This window comes from Paenibacillus sp. J31R109 (assembly GCF_059692055.1).
In genome coordinates, this window is sequence record NZ_JCAUAR010000014.1 from 102,761 (window position 1) to 123,124 (window position 20,364).

The 20,364-nt window shown below is 45.7% G+C and carries 16 protein-coding genes; 10 read left to right on the forward strand and 6 right to left on the reverse strand.

Features of this window, described 5'->3' with window-relative positions; genetic code table 11:
- Position 1 precedes the first annotated feature (1 nt).
- Together AC58QT_RS26960 and AC58QT_RS26965 are read left to right on the forward strand one after the other, a co-directional pair.
- Positions 2 to 922 (forward strand): carbohydrate ABC transporter permease, encoded by a 921-nt coding sequence (locus tag AC58QT_RS26960; RefSeq protein ID WP_497411709.1) that lies wholly within the window; start codon positions 2 to 4, stop codon positions 920 to 922.
- A 177-nt stretch (positions 923 to 1,099) separates the two neighbouring features.
- The gene (locus AC58QT_RS26965) at positions 1,100 to 2,749 is read left to right on the forward strand and encodes an extracellular solute-binding protein (protein WP_497411710.1); all 1,650 of its coding nucleotides are present in this window, start codon (positions 1,100 to 1,102) and stop codon (positions 2,747 to 2,749) included.
- A gap of 95 nt (positions 2,750 to 2,844) precedes the next feature.
- On the opposite strand, the gene AC58QT_RS26970 is transcribed toward AC58QT_RS26965, so the two are convergent.
- The gene (locus AC58QT_RS26970) at positions 2,845 to 3,417 is read right to left on the reverse strand and encodes a TetR/AcrR family transcriptional regulator (RefSeq protein WP_497411711.1); all 573 of its coding nucleotides are present in this window, start codon (positions 3,415 to 3,417) and stop codon (positions 2,845 to 2,847) included.
- 228 nt (positions 3,418 to 3,645) lie between these two features.
- Between AC58QT_RS26970 and AC58QT_RS26975 the strand changes: the two genes are divergently transcribed.
- From AC58QT_RS26975 to AC58QT_RS26985, 3 genes are all read left to right on the forward strand, one after another.
- A complete protein-coding gene (locus tag AC58QT_RS26975) occupies positions 3,646 to 5,142 on the forward strand; it encodes a DHA2 family efflux MFS transporter permease subunit (RefSeq protein ID WP_497411712.1) in 1,497 nt (498 codons plus the stop codon).
- 165 nt (positions 5,143 to 5,307) lie between these two features.
- Positions 5,308 to 6,744, forward strand: a complete 1,437-nt coding sequence (locus AC58QT_RS26980) for a SulP family inorganic anion transporter (RefSeq protein WP_497411767.1) — start codon at positions 5,308 to 5,310, stop codon at positions 6,742 to 6,744.
- Between the two features lie 75 nt (positions 6,745 to 6,819).
- Positions 6,820 to 8,085, forward strand: a complete 1,266-nt coding sequence (locus AC58QT_RS26985) for a voltage-gated chloride channel family protein (protein ID WP_497411768.1) — start codon at positions 6,820 to 6,822, stop codon at positions 8,083 to 8,085.
- Between the two features lie 495 nt (positions 8,086 to 8,580).
- Here the strand turns inward: AC58QT_RS26985 and AC58QT_RS26990 are convergent, their stop codons facing one another.
- Both AC58QT_RS26990 and AC58QT_RS26995 read right to left on the reverse strand, forming a co-directional pair.
- Positions 8,581 to 9,279: an MBL fold metallo-hydrolase gene (locus tag AC58QT_RS26990; protein WP_497411713.1), complete on the reverse strand. Its 699-nt coding sequence runs from the start codon at positions 9,277 to 9,279 to the stop codon at positions 8,581 to 8,583.
- A 115-nt stretch (positions 9,280 to 9,394) separates the two neighbouring features.
- Positions 9,395 to 10,108 (reverse strand): response regulator transcription factor, encoded by a 714-nt coding sequence (locus tag AC58QT_RS26995; protein ID WP_310502226.1) that lies wholly within the window; start codon positions 10,106 to 10,108, stop codon positions 9,395 to 9,397.
- A gap of 267 nt (positions 10,109 to 10,375) precedes the next feature.
- Between AC58QT_RS26995 and AC58QT_RS27000 the strand changes: the two genes are divergently transcribed.
- Both AC58QT_RS27000 and AC58QT_RS27005 read left to right on the forward strand, forming a co-directional pair.
- On the forward strand, positions 10,376 to 11,644 hold the full coding sequence (locus AC58QT_RS27000; RefSeq protein WP_497411714.1) for an EAL domain-containing protein: 1,269 nt from the start codon (positions 10,376 to 10,378) through the stop codon (positions 11,642 to 11,644).
- A 358-nt stretch (positions 11,645 to 12,002) separates the two neighbouring features.
- Entirely contained in the window at positions 12,003 to 14,969 is a 2,967-nt protein-coding gene (locus AC58QT_RS27005) for a hybrid sensor histidine kinase/response regulator (RefSeq protein ID WP_497411715.1), read from the forward strand.
- A gap of 103 nt (positions 14,970 to 15,072) precedes the next feature.
- Here AC58QT_RS27005 and AC58QT_RS27010 read toward each other — a convergent pair whose 3' ends face one another.
- The 3 genes from AC58QT_RS27010 to AC58QT_RS27020 form a co-directional block, all read right to left on the reverse strand.
- Positions 15,073 to 15,408, reverse strand: coding sequence for a DUF5658 family protein (locus AC58QT_RS27010; RefSeq protein WP_497411716.1), 336 nt, complete (start codon positions 15,406 to 15,408; stop codon positions 15,073 to 15,075).
- A 144-nt stretch (positions 15,409 to 15,552) separates the two neighbouring features.
- Complete coding sequence (locus AC58QT_RS27015; RefSeq protein ID WP_497288428.1) at positions 15,553 to 17,109, reverse strand: ABC-F family ATP-binding cassette domain-containing protein; 1,557 nt, start codon at positions 17,107 to 17,109, stop codon at positions 15,553 to 15,555.
- Between the two features lie 96 nt (positions 17,110 to 17,205).
- A complete protein-coding gene (locus tag AC58QT_RS27020; RefSeq protein ID WP_497411717.1) occupies positions 17,206 to 17,949 on the reverse strand; it encodes a spermidine synthase in 744 nt (247 codons plus the stop codon).
- Between the two features lie 196 nt (positions 17,950 to 18,145).
- On the opposite strand from AC58QT_RS27020, the gene AC58QT_RS27025 reads away from it, so the two are divergent.
- The 3 genes from AC58QT_RS27025 to AC58QT_RS27035 all read left to right on the forward strand — a co-directional run bounded on the left by AC58QT_RS27025 (position 18,146) and on the right by AC58QT_RS27035 (position 20,331).
- Positions 18,146 to 18,346 carry a hypothetical protein gene (locus AC58QT_RS27025; protein WP_497411718.1) on the forward strand — a complete coding sequence of 67 codons (201 nt, stop codon included), beginning with the start codon at positions 18,146 to 18,148 and terminating at the stop codon, positions 18,344 to 18,346.
- Positions 18,347 to 18,529: 183 nt separating this feature from the next.
- On the forward strand, positions 18,530 to 19,489 hold the full coding sequence (locus AC58QT_RS27030; RefSeq protein WP_497411719.1) for a carbohydrate ABC transporter permease: 960 nt from the start codon (positions 18,530 to 18,532) through the stop codon (positions 19,487 to 19,489).
- The gene (locus AC58QT_RS27035; RefSeq protein ID WP_310502220.1) at positions 19,486 to 20,331 is read left to right on the forward strand and encodes a carbohydrate ABC transporter permease; all 846 of its coding nucleotides are present in this window, start codon (positions 19,486 to 19,488) and stop codon (positions 20,329 to 20,331) included. The genes AC58QT_RS27030 and AC58QT_RS27035 overlap by 4 nt, the downstream gene beginning before the upstream one ends.
- Positions 20,332 to 20,364: the final 33 nt, after the last annotated feature.

A 20,364-nucleotide genomic window follows, 5' to 3' on the forward strand; every position in this document is an offset into this window, starting at 1 on the left:
TATGGCGGCTACTGCACGGAAATATGGAAATAGACGCAGCTTATTCAGCAAGTATTCGGGATGGGACGTTAGCTTTAACATCGTTAACTATTCCTTGCTAATCCTGTTCACCTTCATATGCATATTTCCCTTCATTAATACGATAGCTAATGCCTTTAGCAGCAGCCATGCTATACAGACGGGCCAAGTTGTGCTTTGGCCAGTGGAATTTCAGCTTGATGCGATGAAATCGGTCGTTACCGATTCCAATATCATCAGGTCGTTAGGGGTAACGATTTATATCACGGTAGCCGGTACTGCACTTAATATGCTATTTTCAATTACAACGGCTTATCCCCTTTCAAGAAAGGACTTGAAGGGACGCAAATATTTTATGAATTTCATGATTGTGACCATGGTTTTCAGCGGTGGGATGATTCCCAGCTACTTGTTGATCAAGTCGCTCGGGTTGTTGAATAGCTTATGGGCGTTAATGCTTCCAGGTTTGATTAGCGCTTTTAATGTTATTATTATGAAAACATTTTTTCAGGATCTCCCTGAAGAGTTGCGGGAGGCGGCCGTCATGGACGGCTGTGGCAATTTGCGATACTTAGCACAGGTGGTGCTTCCTCTATCTGGTGCCGTATTAGCAACGATCTCTCTGTTTTATGCGGTTGGTCACTGGAACTCCTATTTTGCTGCCGTCTTGTACATCGACGATTCGGCGCTCTATACGTTACAAGTGAAACTGAGGAACATATTGCTGCTGGCCCAGATGGATACTTCACTGGAAACGATGCAATCCTTGGATAATCTCAACGTCATTGAGGAGTCTCTGAAAGGAGCTACGATTGTCTTCGCTACAGTTCCGATTCTCATCGTATACCCTTTCCTGCAAAAGTATTTTGTGAAGGGCTCGTTCCTCGGTTCGGTTAAAGGATAAAGAATAAAGTTGATAACAAAAAAACTAACAAAATGTCAAAATTATCGAATAGAATCGCATATTGATTGCGCCTATATTTACAATGCAAGCGCTTAAGTAGATATATTCCCAACAAGATGTGGGTCAAATCCCAGTTCAACGAGTAGGCCTGAAAATGAAAACTAGGGAGGAAGCAGTATGGTAAAGGTGTTTAAAAAAGGGGTATTAGGAAGTATGACGGCTATGCTCATGCTTTCGGGTTTCTTGGTTGCCTGTTCCGATAAGGATGGAGGAGCAAGCACAGCAACAACTTCACCTAGTGGCAGTAACGCAGCAACACCAAGCAAGGAACCTGAAAAACCAGCCAAGATCCGTGTCACCTTATGGGATCGTGCTAATGCGCCAGAGGGGCAGAACCTGGGTAATAACTCCATTATTAAATATGTCATTGATGAGACGAAGAAGGTTGGCCTCGACGTGGAATTCGTTTCCCTGCCTAGAGCCCAGGAATCGGAGAAATTGAACGTATGGATGGCATCCGGCGAAGCACCTGACGTTATTCTAACCTATTCCATGGATACGATTTTCAAATACGCGGAACAAGGCGGATTATGGGAGTTGGACAGCTATCTTGCCAAATATCCGGACTTGATTAAGAATAACAAAGTCGCGCTTGACCAAGTAGGCATGTACAAAGGTAAGCGGTATGCGATTCCTGCTTTGAAAGCAAACACCTATTCCGGTCCAAACATGAAGATTCGTCAAGACTGGCTTGATGCGCTAGGGATGAAGATTCCGACTACGAACGAAGAACTTTATCAAGTGCTAAAGGCCTTTAAAGAAAAAGACCCGGGCAAAGTAGGTAAAGACAAAGTGATTCCGTGGGCGCTCCCTGCGATCAACCAATCTATGAAAGCCTTCTATTATGGTCCAATGTTTGGCTTCGGCGTCAATATGGATGGTCCAAGTAATCAGTTCTATGCGCCAGATGGCAACTATAAGAATGGTGTCTTCACCTCCTCCGTTGCTACACCGGAAGGAAAAGCCTATTACCAATGGATGAACAAAGTGTACAAAGAGGGGCTAATCTCCAAGGAGTTCGTTACCGATGTGAGCTCACAGCAATTTACGCAACAGGTTAACAGTGGTGCTGCCGGCTTCGTGGACTCCAACGACACCCCTTGGAACCTGAATGTGGCTACACGTAAGTCGGTTCCAACAGCAACTTGGGTACCTGTAGAGCCATTCAAACGTCCAGATGGCACTCAAGTGATGAACAAGGTATCCGACTTCTCTATGCTTGTGGCTGTTCCGAAATCCAGTAAGAACCCGGATGCAGTTATGAAGTATCTGAACTGGATGGTTGAACCGAAGAATCTTGCGACCGTACAAAGTGGTATTGAGGGAGTTAACTGGAAGGATGACGGTGGTGTTAAAGTCCAGATTGATCCCGAACTGAACAAGAAAACCACGTGGGTATCACTTGCGGGAGACCTTGCTATTGTTCAACAAGGGGGACCTGCCTTAAACAAAGAACAACTGCTGAAATCAGTAGCCCTCTCACTTCCAGATCAAAAGCAGCGTGAAGAGTATGCTAATTCATTCGTTCTTTATTATGATATTTTCAAAAAATTCGGCAAACCGAACACAGTTATCGACTCACCTCGCCCTGTAGCTCAGAAGACCGTTGCAGCCATCGAGAAGAGCCTGTATGAAGGGGTTTCTAAAGTCATTATTTCTACGGACTTCGAGAAGACGTATGCGGAGATGCTAGCTGCTTGGGAAAGAGCTGGAGGAAAAGATTACGACAAAGAGATAAGCGATGCTTATAAAACGATGAAAAAATAATAAGGTTCATGTAGGGGAGCGAACTGATTTTTGGTTCGCTCCTTTATTTTTTTCCTACCTTAGATAACAAATAAGATGCCCGTATGATCGGGGGATTATTCTGGTTTGGTCAGATGCAGGAGCTCCGCAAGCTGTGAAGACAGGAACTCTGGCGTGTAGGGCAAATCATTGCGAAGCCAGAAGACAATCGTGCCTATGATGGCCGAGGAGCCATACCAGATCGCGATATCGCGCTTAACGGTCAGCTTGGTGGCTGCCTCCAGCTTGTCGATGCGACTGGTGATAAATTCAGCAATCAGCTTCATAAGTCTTTCTGTAAAAACGGGAAACCGCTTGGAAGCGAGCAGCGTTTTATAAAATCGCGAATTGTCTGCGATATGCTCCAGCATTTTGACAACAATCTGCATGTTAAAACCCGGAGGATCCGGCGCTTGCTTAAGGATAGCATCGATATCATTAATCATATCCTCTGCCAATCTGTCCATCATATCTGGGATATCGCGATAATGCAGATAAAAGGTGACGCGATTAATGGTGGCTCGCTTCGCGATGCGATTGACCGTTATTTTCTCTAGTTCGAATTCCTGAAGCAATTCAATGAAAGCATCTCGAATTAATTGGCGTGTACGAAGTACTCGCGGGTCTATCCGTTGTATGTTGGTAGACATGAGTCAGTTCTTCCTCTCCACAAATGTTATATACGACAATTTCTTCGGGAACTGTGGATTATCTAATAGATAGACTACAAATCCATAGAAACTGTTAACTAATATACATATCTAAAAAAGCTGTTGCTTGTGAACATGAGGTTCAATGACTATAATACTATTTACATCGAGTTAATTATACAACACAATGTCAATTAGTTAGAAGTCGAATGTGAAAGGAATAATACGATGAGTAAAATTGCAGCGTTTGATCCAAGTTCTATTAAGAAAGGTCCCCTTCTCTTTGTTATGATTCTGGGGGCGTTCATTGCCGTGCTGAATCAAACGATTATGAGCGTTGCCTTACCGCCACTCATGGTCGAATTCAATATTGCCGCTTCAACAGGACAATGGCTGACTACGGGTTACATGTTAGTTAACGGTGTTTTGATTCCGATAACAGCGTTCCTCATGCAGCGCTTTACGACGCGGGAGTTGTTCCAAGCGTCCATGATTATTTTCCTCATTGGTACCATTGTATCAGCTGTGGCGCCAGGCTTTGAGGTATTGTTGACGGGTCGTCTAATTCAAGCAGCTGGGGCAGGTATTATCATGCCGCTGCTTATGAATGTTATTTTGACAATCTTCCCGGCAGATAAGCGTGGAGGAGCTATGGGCATGGTCGGTTTGGCCATCATTTTTGCCCCTGCAGTAGGTCCTGCTCTTGCAGGTTATATTTTGGAACATTATTCGTGGCGTACGCTTTTCTACGGTATCATCCCTATTGTTGTTATCGTCATTGCTGTTGCTTTTATCTATCTGAAAAATGTGTCTGAACGTCAGTATCCCAAAATTGATACATGGGGTGCCATTCTTTCAACCATCGGATTCGGTTTCCTTCTATACGGCTTTAGTAGTGCGGGCGGCAAAGGCTGGTCCAGTATGGAGGTCATCCTATCGATTGTTGTCGGTGTAGTTGCATTAATTTTGTTTACATGGCGCCAACTAGTCATTAAAGACCCACTTCTAGATCTAAGAGCGTTCAAGCATAACATGTTTACTTTGACCACTTTAATCAACATCGCTGTAACAATGGTTATGTATGCAGATATGATGCTGCTTCCGTTGTATTTGCAAAATGCTCGCGGCTATACCGCGTTGGAGTCTGGTATTCTTATGCTCCCTGGCGCATTGCTGATGGGCTTGATGATGCCAGTAGCTGGTAAGTTGTTCGATAAATTCGGAGCGAAATGGTTGTCCATTATTGGTATGGTTATTACGATCATAACGACACTTGGATTCATCAATTTGACGGATTCTACAAGTTATACGTACCTAGTTCTCATGTCCACAGGACGACGTTTTGGTATGGCACTCTTCTTAATGCCAATCACGACAGCGGGGCTCAATCAATTGCCTGCTAGGCTGAATGCACATGGTACTGCGATATCCAATACTATCAAGCAAGTAGCTGGTGGTGTGGGTACCGCACTATTGATTACGGTTATGACGACTAGAACCAAATCACATGTCATCGAGTTAATGACGGCAGGTAAAACGGCGACTGCTACGAAAGAAATGATTAAAGAGGCATCCATTCAGGGGATTAATGATTCTTATCTCGTAATTATTGGAATTGCGATTGTGGGCTTGGTGCTATCCTTCTTCATTAAACGTGTAGGTCAGGCTGAGGAAGTTGAACCAGAAGTCGTGACTAGTCGGAAATCGGTTAGTGTTTCACAGTAACAGAACGATGTAACTTAGGAGCTTCTCCGTTTCATGGAGGAGCTCTTTATTTTTGCATAGAGGGATGTCGAACATTTGTGTATAATGAGACAAGTTGACGAACGGACCCGACTTTTCTGAGACTGAAAGGTCAAGAAACACAAAAAAAGGAGTGGAGATAGGTTGTTGGTTCAAAAGTTTAAAATGGCGTGGCTATCCAACGTCCGTAAGGATGTACTCGCGGGCATAACAGTGGCTTTAGCGCTGATTCCAGAGGCGATCGCCTTTTCAATTTTGGCGGGTGTAGATCCGATGGTAGGGTTGTATGCATCCTTTTGTATTGCAGTTACGATTTCCATCGTAGGCGGGCGCAGGGGTATGATTTCCGCGGCTACAGGGGCTATGGCTTCGTTAATGGGACCTGTGGTAGCGAAATACGGGATTGAGTATTTATTTGCCGCGACGATACTAACTGGCGTCCTCCAGTATGTGATGGGGGCATTGAAATTTGGGCGATTCATTACCTTTATCCCTCATTCGGTGATGACAGGATTCGTGAATGCGCTGGCCATTATTATTTTTATGGCGCAGTTTCCAAGTTTTGAAGGAGCGAATTGGCAAATGCCGCTGATGATTGCAGGTACGCTTGTGATTATCTATATACTGCCGAGATTCACACAGGTTGTTCCTTCACCGCTCGTAGCCATTATTGTGATGACGATAATCTCAATGAGTCTGCATTTGGATCTTCGTACGGTTGGGGATATGGGCAAAATTACGCAAGAGCTGCCATTTTTCCATGTGCCACAAATTGATTTCTCTCTAGAGATTATCTGGCGCATGTTGCCGTTCTCTTTAGCGCTAGCTGTCGTGGGTATGACGGAATCTTTGATGACGGCGACGATTGTTGATGAGATGACGGATACGAAAAGCGATAAAAATAAAGAGGTAAAAGGTCAAGGTATTGCGAATGTGGTCTCCGGGTTATTTGGCGGGATGGCAGGCTGCGCGATGATCGGGCAAACCGTGATTAATGTGAAATCCGGCGGTAGAGCGCGGTTATCTACGTTCGTATCTGGGGTATTCCTGCTATTCCTTATTCTCGTTCTCGGCGATGTCGTGAAGCAAATTCCGATGGGCGCACTTGTTGGCGTCATGTTCATGGTGTCGATCGGTACCTTCGATTGGAACTCGTTACGAACGCTCGCGAAAATTCCTCGGAGTGATGCGTTAATCATGATCGTGACGGTGGCTGCTGTTTTGGCAACATCTGACTTAGCGATTGGCGTTGTATCGGGTGTGATTTTGAGTGCATTGGTCTACGGGTGGCGGTCAGCGAAAATTAAGGCACAATCAACAATTGAGAAGAATGGCGCTAAGGTGTATCGTATAAAGGGACAGCTATTCTTCGGTACGATGGCGCATTTTGTTGAGCTTTTTGATTATAAAAATGATCCGGAAGAGATCATTATTGATTTCGCCTCGTCTCATGTTTGGGACCATTCAGCGGTGACGGCGATTGCCAAAACCATACAAAGATACGAGCAAATCAATAAAACCGTAACGATCATTGGCTTGAACGCGGAGAGCAAGCTTCTTATGGATCGAGTCGGAACACTGTAACACGAGGCCTTTCCACGAGAGGTGAGAATTACTTTGAAAAATCGTCCCAAAGTGATAGATTTTGTGGCTAAATACATGCATGTTGCCTTACTAGCTTCATTCGTAAAATGGATTTGGTATGGCAGCATCGTTGGCATCGTAACGGGGTCAGCTTCAGCGCTTTTCCTCGTCAGTCTAGACTTGGTTACGGAGCGTAGAATTGCCTATCCGAGGTTGCTATTTCTTTTGCCTGCAGGCGGGGCATTCATGGCCTATCTCTATTTGAAAATCGGTAAAAATGCAGGGAAAGGGAATAACTTGATCCTCGAACAGCTTCATGAGGCCAAGGAGAGGATTCCTCTGCGCATGGCGCCTTTGGTGCTCGTCGGGACCCTTGTCACGCATCTCTTTGGGGGATCAGCGGGTCGTGAAGGGACGGCTGTTCAAATGGGGGGAAGCTTAGCTGAATGGATAGGGCGCATCTTCCGAGTAGATGAGACGGATCGGAAAATCCTGCTCATGTGCGGTATCAGCAGTGGGTTTGGCTCTGTTTTTGGGACGCCGCTCGCAGGTACCATCTTTGCTTTGGAAGTGGCTGCTATCGGGATGATGAGATACCAAGCACTGATTCCTTGTTTCATTGCTAGTCTGGTAGCACATCAGGTGACCATGGCATGGGGGATTCATCATATTCATTATGCAATGGGGGCGGTCCCGTTGTTATCTGTCGGGGTTGTTCTCAAGGTAGTGATTGCTTCGATGTTATTTGGTGGAGCCAGTATCCTATTTAGCGAGCTTACCCATGGGATGAAAAGGCTCTATACGCGGTTATTCGCGAACCCGGTGCTGCGAGCATTTGTCGGCGGAATTGTGATTATTGCGCTTGTTGCGGTATTCAAAACGAGGGACTATCTGGGACTGGGCATCCCATTGCTGCAGCAAGCTTTTGAAGCGCCAGTCGCTCACTTTGCCTTCTTGTGGAAGACAGTATTCACCGCGCTCACGCTCGGTGCTGGTTATCTCGGCGGGGAAGTAACCCCGCTGTTTGTTATTGGTGCTACGCTGGGGAATTCGCTTGCTGATCTTTTGGGGCTTTCTGCGCCATTCTTGGCTGCGCTCGGACTCATTGCGGTTTTCAGCGGCGCCACCAACACACCGTTGGCCTGCTTCATCATGGGCGTAGAGCTGTTTGGCTCCGAAGGAATCCTCTACATGTTCATGGCTTGCCTCGTGAGCTATCTGTTCTCCGGTCACTCAGGGATTTACACCTCACAGCGGATCGGATTGTCCAAATCGAGAAGACATATTCTTGTCGAAGGGGAGACATTGGCTTCGATTAGGGTGAAGAAGAAGGATGAGTGAGTACGTGAGTGAGCGAGCAAGTAAGCAAGCAGGTCGTCCTGAAGAGTAGATGTGTCTACTTCAGTTTTGTGAAATCCTCGTTTAGTTCGATTCTGCCGAACTAAATCGAGGATTTTTTGTGATACAAGTCCAATAGTCCGATTCTACCGAACTATTTCGGCATTTTCCTCGTGTAAGGGGTGTTTGGAGCGATTTAGTTGGGCTATTTCGGACTAATTAGGATGAATGGACGCGCGCAGTAGGATTAGTTCGGCAAAATCGGACTAATAGGCGCGCCGGAAGCGAACGCAGAGTAGTTAGTCGAAATCATCGAGTAACTGGGGCGCACCAGCGGCGAAAGCAGAGTAGTTAGTCGAAATAATCGACTAACTGGGGCGCGCCAGCGGCGAAAGCAGAGTAGTTAGTCGAAATAATCGACTAACTCGTGCGCGCCGGCGGCGAAAACAGAGTAGTTAGTCGAATTAATCGACTAACTCAGGCGCACCAGCGGCGACCCTACGCCCACTTGGCTCGAAACGCTTGCGAAGCCCCAGCAAGCAAAGGCTTGCCATGCCCGAAGCAAGCGGCATTGAACTCCGCCTTCCCCAGGCGGATCAAGTCCTGCCTCGCTTGCGAGAAGTTCTCGTGGCCGATGCTCCAGCCAAGGCCCATCATATTTGCCGCTGCATCCGCGGCAAACATCACGCCGCCGTGCTTCGGCAGCAGCAAGGCGATTTGCCCTGCGCTGTGCGCGGGAGCAGCGATCGTGTGTAGACCAGCAGCGAAATCCAGCGTGGCATTCGCTTTCAAATAACCGTCGATAGCAAAGGTTTCTATCGGCGTTTCTTTGATGAATAAACGGAACAACAGTTTATTCATCAGTCCAGGCGTGGCCGTCAGCGGACGCTGCGGGTGCCCTTTCTCCACGATCGGCGCATCCACTTCGCTGATATAGACCTTCACATGCGGAACCGCGCGCTTCAGTTCAGCGGTACCCCCTACATGGTCAGGATGGCCATGTGTAAGGAGAATGGTCTTCAAGTCAGAAGGCTTGCAGCCGATGGCTTGGATACCCTCCAAGATCTTAGGTGCACTTCCTGGCGTTCCCGTGTCAATCAGAATAAGACCGTCTTCTGCTTGGATCAAGTAAGCATTGACGGTCCCAAGTGGTAACCTATAAACACCAGCAACAACTTGTTGAACTTTCATTTTCATGTCCCCTCTCCCAAGGCTAACTAGTAAATAGTTGAAAGTGTTTGCGATTTTACAGTAAAAAGAACAAAAAAATAAGACCGAATCCAATCCAGGATCAGGTCAATATGTAAGTCGCTTAGATGACAAATTTATAGCCTACGCCCCATACGGTCTTAATATATTTTGGCTCTTTGGGATTGATCTCAATTTTCCTGCGCAAATTCGTAATATGTACATCAATCGCCCGCTCGTTTATGTAAGAATCGAATCCACGTAAGGCATTAATCAGGTCTTCGCGGCGGTAAACCCGTTCAGGGTGTTCAACTAGCAATCGAATGAGTTCAAACTCAGAGAAGGTCATCTCGATCGATTCGCCTCGCACGTGCAAGGTTCGTTTCTCTAAATTAATCTGGAGCTCCATAGCGGGAACGGTAATCCGTTGGCGAATCGGGGCAGGATCAGCAGGTTGCTGCTCAGCGGGTAGTTCCTTTTTGAAGCGGCGTAAAAGAACTTGAATGCGGGCCTTCATTTCATGCATGCTGAATGGTTTGCATAAATAATCGTCGGCGCCAACGGTAAAAGCTTCGATTTTCTCACTGACTTTAGAGTTTGAGGAGATGATAATGATCGGAACAGGTGTAAGCCCTCGTAAGGAATTGCATAGCTCTGTACCTTCGAAGTCTGGGAGAATAAGATCAAGTAGAATCAGATCTGGCTGGAAATCATGTAGGGCTGTGAGCCCCTCCTGTCCATTGTGGCACCTGAGAACTAAAAAGTCTTCCTCTTTCAGATACATGCAGATCATCTCACCGATAATATCATCGTCCTCAATTAATAGAACTCTGTCCATTAGAAGTACCCCCTAACGCATAGTTTTCTAATTTGAATATCGTAAAAAGTGATGAGGTGAGTGATATTGCTAATATTTAGCTAATAATTCTATTATACGCTGTCGAATTTTAAGAGTAAACCGTTTTCATATAGGGATTTCAAAAAAATGTTAGTAAAATATTAGCGAAATAGAGCTAAAAAATTCATGGGATTTAAGTAAGTAACCTAATAAGTGGAAAGTACAATGGGATTATAAGTAAGAATGGCTTGAAAAGGTGGCGAAAAAATGAGTCTGACAGGCAGGTATGGAGTACTAGTAGTGAGTGTGTCCGAACAAACTCAAGAGGTCATTACGACCATATTGAAGCAGGATGAGCAGCTTATTCTGACAGGAATTGTAGCACATGGCAGTGCCGCATTGGCATGTATGCTTCGTGATAAGCCTGATCTAGTCCTTATTGATATGGACTTACCGAATTTGCTAGGACTTACAGCACTTCAGCTCATTATGGACCATAGCCCTATTCCTGTGATAATGCTAAGTACACATACTTCAGAAGGCTCGGTTCAAACGATCCAAGCGATGCGCTTTGGCGCGGTCGATTATTTTCATAAAGAGATGTTAATTGCAGGATTAAATGGCGAAGGGGTCATTACCTACTTCTTAGAACGATGTAAGGTCGCTATTCAAAATGGGGTCAAAGGTGTCTACCCCGCCGCTGCCCATGTGGGTTATGTGGATTGTGCACAGCCTAGCGCTCCACTAATCAGTAGCGAAATGCTGCAGAGAAGGATGGATATTGAGGTTCATCTGCGCAAAGCGATCTCCAAGCGAGAGTTAAAGCTGGTCTATCAACCTGTTGTTGATATCAGTTCGAGCGTTGTTGTCGGGTTGGAATGTCTGCTTCGTTGGGATCATCCTAATTTTGGCGATGTCCCGCCAATGGAGTTTATTTCGATTGCAGAGGAAAGCGGGCTCATTCACGAAATTGGTGAGTGGGTGCTGAGAGAGGCATGTCAACAAAACCAGAAATGGCGGAATGCAGGGCTTCCTCCTATGTTTGTGGCGGTGAATTTATCACGCAAGCAGTTTAATGATTGTCGGTTAAGTATGACCATTGCAACGATTTTAGAGGAAACTGGCTTAGATCCTAAATACTTAGAATTAGAGATTACAGAGAGTCTAAGTGTAGATGCTAGACTTGCAGCAGATGCGCTAGGGAAACTCAAGAAGCTAGGTCTGAGAATTGCGATGGATGATTTCGGAACGGGCTATAGCTCACTTGGTTACCTGCGTGACTTACCCGTCGACAAAGTGAAAATTGATAAATCTTTCATTAAAGATTTACAACATGGACATGTGAATGCTGTTATTGTGAGTACGATGCTTTCTATGGCGAAGCAATTGAATCTGTCTGTTGTGGCGGAAGGTGTTGAAACGGAAGAAGAGCTGCAGGTGCTGCGTGAGTATGGTTGTCGCTTCGTTCAAGGGTATTATTATAGTAAGCCTGTCGAAGTATGCCATATTGAACAAATGTTGTTTCAACTAGCTTAAGAGACATGATAGAATGATGAAGGATTAGATAAGGTTCTCACTAGAGTCAATAAACGGGTTGGTGATTGTTCTGTTACGTGATTTGATTATCAATTTTTCCGTAATAACTGTTTTTGTCGTATTTGTAGAACACTTCTTTCTCATCATGAAGCTTGATCAGAGGCCAACCTGGTTAACCAAAGTGTATATCGGATTGGCGCACGGAGCGTTGGTGGTTGTCTTACTGAATTATAGTATTCAGTTGGAACCGCTGGTTAGTCTAAATTTCAGGGGTGTAGGTTTACTCTTATCTGCCTATATGGGTGGTATGTTTTCAATATTTATCACTTTTGTATGTTTATGGATAGGAAGATTCATTATGGACGGAACGATTTCTTTGCCGCTATTGCTGATTGGGCTTGCAACGATTACGGGAACGAGCATAATCTTTGCCAAGATAAAAACCTATTGGTTACAATGGATGTCGGCTTCCACATTCTTTTTTGTCCTCTACTATACGTTGGTGTGGATGGTGTATGGGACGTCGCCCGATACGATCTGGAAATATATCACTTACCAGTTGATGTGTGTCTTCGTAATTGCGTGCTTCTTGCGATATTTATTACGAAATCGGGAATATAAGCAGCAGCTTCGACAAGTCGAAGAAGAGTTGATTGATATGCTTCGGTTTCAGCCAGGTTTCACATTTAAGCTGCATAAACATCGGGATGAATACGTTTTCATTGTGATTGAAGGACAGCTGCTGCAAATGTTAGGTCTGTATCCACATCAATTCATTGGCAAAAAGATAGATGATGTGAAAGTATTCACTTCAGCTTTTCAGGCCCAAATCAAAGGTTATTATGAACGGGCCTGGCAGGGCGAACGTGTGAATTATGAGTATGATTATAACGGCTTTACGATCTTAGTCAGCTTACAACCGATTTATAAAAATAGTTATGTGACAGAACTGATTGGCTCGGCTTGCGATGTTACGGAGCATCGAGCTGCCTTAGTTAAAGCAAGAGTGCGGGATGAGCAATATCGAACATTAGTAGAAAATTCAGAGGATTTTATCTTCCGTTTTCGACTCGATGGAACAATAGCTTCATCGAATAGTAAGATGTATATTACCTATGAGTTGGAATCGGACCAAGTAAAAGGAAAGCTGCTGACGGAAGTCGTGCAGATGGATGACCCGGAGAAGTGGGAAATGAAATTCGAGCAAACCATTCTGAAGCGGAAAACGCAACAATTCGGCATACAGCTGCTGCATCCGGATGGTTCGGAACATGCGTATAATGTCACGTTGTCCCCTCTTTATATGGATGGGGATGAGGAGATTGATGGTGTAACGGGAACGGTCCACGATATCACCGATCTGAAGAAGCGGGAAGAGGCTGATCAATCCAACAGGGCCAAAAGTCAGTTCTTAGCTCGGATGAGTCATGAAATACGTACACCGTTAAACGGGATTATCGGCCTCTCCTTGCTGCTGCAACGGACAGAGTTATCCCCCATCCAGCAGGATTATTTGAACAAAATTGATTCATCTTCTAATGTTCTGCTTGCTACGATTAATGATATTCTTGATTTCTCGAAGCTTGAAGCAGGCAAAATGACCCTAGAAACGCTGGATTTCTCACTCGAAGAATCCATCCAAAAAGTAGCTGATCTGGCGAGTGTCTCACTTGGAAAGAAGCGAATTGAGATTATGCTGGATACCTCAGAGGATCTACCTGATCTTGTCAATGGTGATGCGTTTCGTCTGGAGCAGGTGCTCATTAATCTTACGAATAATGCAATAAAGTTTACCAAAAGAGGATATTTGAGGTTGAAAGTTGCTCTGGAGGCTACAACAGATGAAGGTTACTTACTTTCATTCGCCATGGAAGATACGGGAATTGGTATTTCCAAGGAACAGCTCTCGAAGCTCTTCGTTCCGTTCTCCCAAGCGGATACATCGATGAGTCGGCGCTATGGAGGGACAGGTTTAGGGTTGGTTATTTGCCAACATTTGGTTCAGTCGATGGGCGGTATTTTGCAAGTGGAATCCACCCTAGGTCAAGGCAGCCGATTCTACTTCAACTTAATGCTGGGGAAAGCGGGAACAGATGCAGGGACGAAGCCTATAGATGTGGATGGGCAGATGAACTCCGTTCAGAACCAGCGTATTCGGATTGCTGAAGATAACCCGCTTGTTGCAAAGCATATCCGTGAATTGCTTAGCGCTATGCCTGTTCAGATCGACAGCGTTTCAACGACAGCAGACTTGGTGAGGACGTTGGAAGAAGATGCCTGGTATGCTGCACCCGTGGACTATGTGCTCCTCGATATGCAAATGGAGGATCTCCAGTATCAAGATGGGCTAGAGCGTGTGATGGCTCCAATCGATCGTTCTCGCACGAAGGTCATTGCTTATACGACACTTGACGGCAGGGAGCAGATGTCAGAACTTCCAGACCTTTTGCAGGCGGATGCGGTGCTCGTGAAACCAGTGAGCCGAGCTAAACTGAAGATAGTCATTGAAGGATTAGCTCAAGAGCGGATACAATCCGTTGCAGTGGAGCCGGTACTACAAGCACTTTTAGTGAATAAACAGGCCGCGGCGTCCAAAGGGAACATTCTCGTGGTAGAAGACAATGAAATCAACCAACTGGTTATTTCGGAGTTATTGAAGCAGCTAGGCTATCACCCATTGATCGCTGAGAATGGTCTTGAAGCCTTGGAATTGGCGGATAAAGAGACATTTAAGCTGATTCTTATGGACATACACATGCCAGAGATGGATGGTTACGAGGCTACACAGAAGCTGAGGCAGCGCAAAAGTTTGAATCTTGTGCCAATCGTCGCGCTTACCGCGAATATGTTAATGCAGGATCGGATGCAGCTTCTGAAGCTGGGCATGAATGATTTGCTCATTAAGCCGATTACGGAACGCCAGCTGACAGATATGTTGGGGAAATGGGACATGTTGAACTGGTCAAAGCAATATCCAGGTGTTGGTGTGGACCAGTTAATGCGAAATATTGATCATAAGCTGCATATTTTCCAGTACATGCTAGAGAAATTCAAGCTGGATTATTATGATTTCCACGATCAGCTGGCACCTTTTATTAGCGATGGAGAGCTTGTTGCGGTAAAAAGAAAGATCCATACGCTGAAAGGAATCGCTGTGAATTTTTACGCGGACGCGCTGGTAGCGCAGGTCCTTGCAATGGAGAAAGAGCTGGAGAGAGGCATCGATCCACAGGAGGTGTTCTCCCTTTTGAAACGAATTCAGCATGAAATTGACGGCATACTGGGACAGCAAGACGCAACCGTCTCCATTCGTGAGGGTTATTGAAAATAAGAAAAGACCAAAGGCCTGTTGTTCACGTGAATACCGAGTGAGTCGGTAGACGTAACAGCAGGCCTCTCTATATGTTTCCGATGAGCTGCAATCCCTTCTAAGCAGGACCAGCGACGTAGGTTAGTCCATAAGAAAGCCAGACGAAGTGATACACATTGACGGCAGCATAAATCACGACGGTGAGGGTAAGGCAAGGTTTTACCCAAAGTTTTGAACGAATGTAGGGGTATATCAGCATGAGAGCGACTGGGAAAATGAGCTTCACCAGATAGTAGGCGATAATATGCCATTCGTAGAGATAGCGAATCAATGGATTGGCCTCTTGGATGAAAGCTAGCTGCAGGCCAATGTCGGTAAATAGTGCGTCAAAGAAGCAAAGAATCAGCAGGGATAGCAGCAATTTGCTTTTAAAGAAGAATCGAAAAACAAGCATACGGTTCCTCGCTTTCCGTGGCTTAGTTCAAATTTCGCCTGATACATAATGTATCATTTTAGAGAGGGTTTGTCCAGATTTGTGGAAAAGCAAAGAGCCTACCTCCATCATCAAGTGATGGGATAGGCTCTTTAAGTGTGCAGCTTAGAATACTTTGGTCGTCCAGGACTCACAGTTCCATGTTTCTGTTACAACATCACGATAGAAATCAGGTTCATGGGAGATCAGGATGATGCTGCCTTTGTACGCTTTCAGCGCACGCTTCAGTTCTTCCTTCGCGTCCACGTCCAAATGGTTCGTCGGCTCATCGAGTACAAGCAGGTTCGTTTCGCGATTAATCAGCTTGCATAAGCGAACTTTTGCTTTTTCACCACCGCTGAGTACAACGATTTTGCTTTCGATATGTTTCGTCGTAAGTCCACAACGAGCAAGCGCCGCGCGCACCTCGAATTGATTCAACGAAGGGAACTCATTCCAAACCTCATCAATACACGTATTGTTGTTGGATTCCTTAATTTCCTGTTGGAAGTAGCCGACTTGTTGGTTTTCACCTTTGTGCACAGAACCCGCTAAAGCCGGGATTTCGCCTAAAATGCTGCGCAACAACGTCGTCTTACCGATACCATTAGCACCGACAAGCGCAATCTTCTGCCCGCGTTCCATGCGCAGATTAAGCGGACGGGATAATGGTGAATCGTAACCGATAACCAGATCCGTCGCTTCAAAAATGAGCTTCCCTGCCGTACGTCCTTCTTTGAAGTTAAATTGTGGCTTCGGTTTCTCTTTGGCAAGCTCAATGACATCCATCTTGTCGAGCTTCTTTTGTCTAGACATCGCCATATTACGCGTTGCGACACTCGCCTTGTTACGTTGAACGAAGTCCTTCAGCTCTGAGATCTCCTGCTGTTGGCGTTTGTACGCAGATTCCAGCTGAGATTTTCTCATTTCGTGCACTTCTAGGAAATGGTCATAGTCGCCGACATAACGGTTCAAGGCTTGATTTTCCATGTGGTAGATCAAGTTGATTACGCTGTTCAAGAACGGAATATCATGGGAGATGAGGATAAAGGCATTCTCGTATTCATTCAAATAGCGCTTCAACCATTCGATATGCTGCTCATCCAAATAGTTCGTAGGCTCATCGAGGAGCAGGATGTCTGGCTTTTCCAAAAGAAGCTTAGCCAGCAAGACCTTCGTACGCTGCCCACCGCTCAAATCATTGACATCTTTATCTAAGCCGATATCTGTCAGACCCAGACCGCGGGCCGTTTCTTCGATTTTGGCATCGATCATGTAGAAATCTTGATTCGTTAACGTATCTTGAATCGTTCCTACATCCTCGAGCAGGCGCTCCAGCTCTTCAGGTGAAACGTCGCCCATACGGCCATACATATCGTTCATTTCTTGTTCCATGTCGAAGAGATACTGAAAGGCACCCTTCAACACGTCGCGCATCGTCATTCCTTTGCTCAACACCGCGTGCTGATCCAGGTAACCTACGCGCATGCGTTTGGACCATTCCACTTTACCATCATCCGGCTGCAGCTTGCCGGTAATGATGTTCATGAAGGTGGATTTCCCTTCACCATTTGCGCCAATAAGTCCGATGTGCTCGCCTTTCAACAGGCGGAAAGATACATCGTTGAAGATCGCGCGATCCCCAAATCCGTGACTAAGTCGTTCTACATTTAATATGCTCATGAATGACACCTTTTCTATTGAACTTTTTTTGCTTCTTACATTTTATTATAAACGATAGGAAGCAAACAACTCCCCCAGGTGAATAAAAAAAGGAAATTACACTTCATCCATCAGAATATGCCCATAGCCTAACTCTGTTTCTACGAAGCCCGCCATATGGCGCATGTGGCTGGTGATCGGTTTATTTTGACCCATTAGAATGATATTCAGCAAGTCGCGGCGTCCCTCAGAGGGAAGGGCGAATGCTTTAACATGGTTAAATACTTCGCTAAGCGTGGTATGAATGGCGGCGAGGAACGGGTCGTGCTCACCTTTCCCCATCACGTTTAGAAGAATTGCGCCATCGGACTCAAGCTTATCGCGTGCTAACTGAAAAAAGGTTAATGAAGTTAACGAAAGGGGCGTGCCCTTCTCGGTAAAAGCATCGACAAGAATATAATCGTACGTGTGTGCAGGTTCATTGCTTAAGAGTTGCCTGCCGTCGCCAATATGTACATTATCCTGGCTATAGCCAAAGTAGCGCTTGCTGAGCTCGACGACGTGCGCATCCAGCTCCGCCACAGTGAAACGTTTCTCAGCGAGGTGGGAGGCGATGGTGCCAATGCCGTGACCGATGAGGAAAACACGATCAAAGCAAGGGGCGTTCACCGTCATGAGATGAATCATGGCTCTCGGGTACTCGAACAGAATGCGATCTGGATGTGCCATATCCAGTGCACCTTGCATGGCTTGGTTGGAAAACTCTAAGATGCGGAATCGGCCTTTTTCCCCTGAAAAGGTGTTTGTGTCATAAATGGAGATGTCATGGTGGTCAGTTTGTTGCTTGAATAGCACGTTCAACGATCATAGCTCCTTCAATCATGCGTATGTGGATAGTATACCATAGCCAGGCAAACTACATCTCTAGACGGAGATGCGGCTAAAACTCACGGCTGATGAGCGTGGGGGGCTGCGGCTGTACAATAGATGTATAGCATTTAATGACAATTACGGGTGAAGGAAATCAATCTCATTGAAGGTTAAAGGGGGTCTTAGGATGGATCAAGGAAGAGATACCTCGAAAGGGCTGATGTTAGGTGTGATGCTGCGGATCACTACATTTGTTGAAGAGACCCTCCAGTATATAGTCGCCATCGGATTCGGATTCGGGATTGTTGCGCTTATGACGTGTTTTTTTATGAAACGCGAAGTGTTATCTTCGAGCCAGGAAGACGTGGGAGTGGGTGCAAGGGTATAAGTAAGATTAGGCGAGAGAGGGGCTGCTGAGGGCAGCTCCTTTTTCGTTTAGTTAGAAATGAGTTGCCTAGCGGTTGTGTTCGATTGGGATGAAGTTGTGTTCAATCCCCTCATTTTCTTGAAGGGAGGGCTCTTTTATACTACAGGTATATGAAATTACTTTGAGAAGAGGGTGAGCCCCGATATGCGTACACAACCTACGACAAATGCCAGTAAGCAGGCTCAAAAGCGGTTCGCCGCCTTCAATTGGAAGGGCCGCTGGGAATCGCCTGTCGCCGGATATTTGTTCATCTCCCCATGGCTGCTTGGTTTCTTACTCTTAACTTTATGGCCGATGATTCGGTCCGTTTATTATTCCTTTACCAAGTTTACCTTGCTCGATGCTCCCGAATGGGTGGGGTTTAGAAACTATGAACGTATCTTCACGGATGATGAAACGTTCAGGCAGTCTCTCTCCGTCACGCTGTTGTTCGTTGTCATATCCGTGCCCCTGAAGCTGGTGAGCGCCCTATTGGTCGCGATGTTGCTTAACAAGAATATCAAGGGTATCTCCATCTACCGTACTTTTATTTATTTACCATCCTTGATCGGAAGCAGTATTGCTGTTGCAGTTCTATGGAAAAATATTTTCGGTATCGACGGATTTATCAATCGATTTTTAAGTATTTTCGGTGTGGAAGGGATTAGTTGGATCAGTAGTCCTGGCACAGCGCTAGGCACTTTAATTATTTTGGTGGCGTGGCAGTTCGGCTCTTCGATGGTTATCTTCCTTGCAGGGCTAAAGCAAATTCCAGCAGAGCTGTATGAGGCTTCTTCGGTCGATGGCGCATCAAAGTTGAGACAATTTTTTACCATTACGCTGCCCATGCTTTCTCCGGTACTCCTGTTTAATCTAGTGTTGCAGACGATTGGCTCGTTCCAAATGTTCACGCAGGCATTCATCATTACCAAAGGCGGACCGATCAACTCCACGTATATGTACGCACTGTATTTGTACGAAAGAGCTTTCGCTCGCTATGATATGGGCTATGCTTCCGCATTGGCCTGGATACTGCTTGTTATTATCGGCATCGCGACTGCCTTGATCTTCGCATCGTCCCGCTATTGGGTATTCTATGAGACAGAAGGAGGCCGTAAGAAATGACAATTACACAACGCCGGACCCTCGGCTCTCATATCTTTTTAGCGATATTCAGTATCCTTATGGTCTATCCGATCCTGTGGTGGGTTGGAGCGGCATTCAAATCCAATGATGAGATGAGCTCGCCAAGTTTGTTCCCGAAAGTGTGGCTGTGGAGCAACTTCACCGAAGGCTGGGTGGCTTTGCCGAAATATACGTTCACGCACTTCTATATGAACTCTTTCGAGCTTACACTGGGCGTACTGATTACATCCGTATTCTCCTGTAGTCTCGTCGCATTCGGATTTGCCCGTCTTGATTTTCCACTCAAAAATGTCTGGTTCTCTATTCTGATGGTCACGTTAATGCTGCCTAGTCAGGTAACGATGGTTCCACAGTATATTATGTTTAATACATTCGGCTGGGTGAATACGTATCTGCCGTTCTATGTCCCGCATGCGCTGGCTGGCGGGGTAGGCGGACCGTTCTTCATATTCCTACTCATTCAATTCATTAGGGGGCTTCCGAAGGATCTGGACGAATCAGCCAAAATAGATGGGTGCAGCTGGTTCGGTATTTACTGGCGCATTGTCCTGCCACTAACGAAGCCTGCACTTGTTACGGTAGCAATCTACTGCTTCTTATGGAACTGGGACGATTTCTTCGGCCACCTGTTGTATATCAACTCCGTGGATAAATATACAGTAGGACTTGCGCTCAAATTGTTTGTAGATAGTCAGTCTGCTTTGCCTTGGGGTCAACTGCTCGCAATGTCGCTCCTATCGGTTGTACCTTCCTTAATTATTTTCTTTATGGCTCAGCGCCACTTTGTAGACGGCATTGCTTCCGGTGCGGTGAAGGGGTAAAATTTGGAGAGTTATTTGAAAAGCTGCGATATT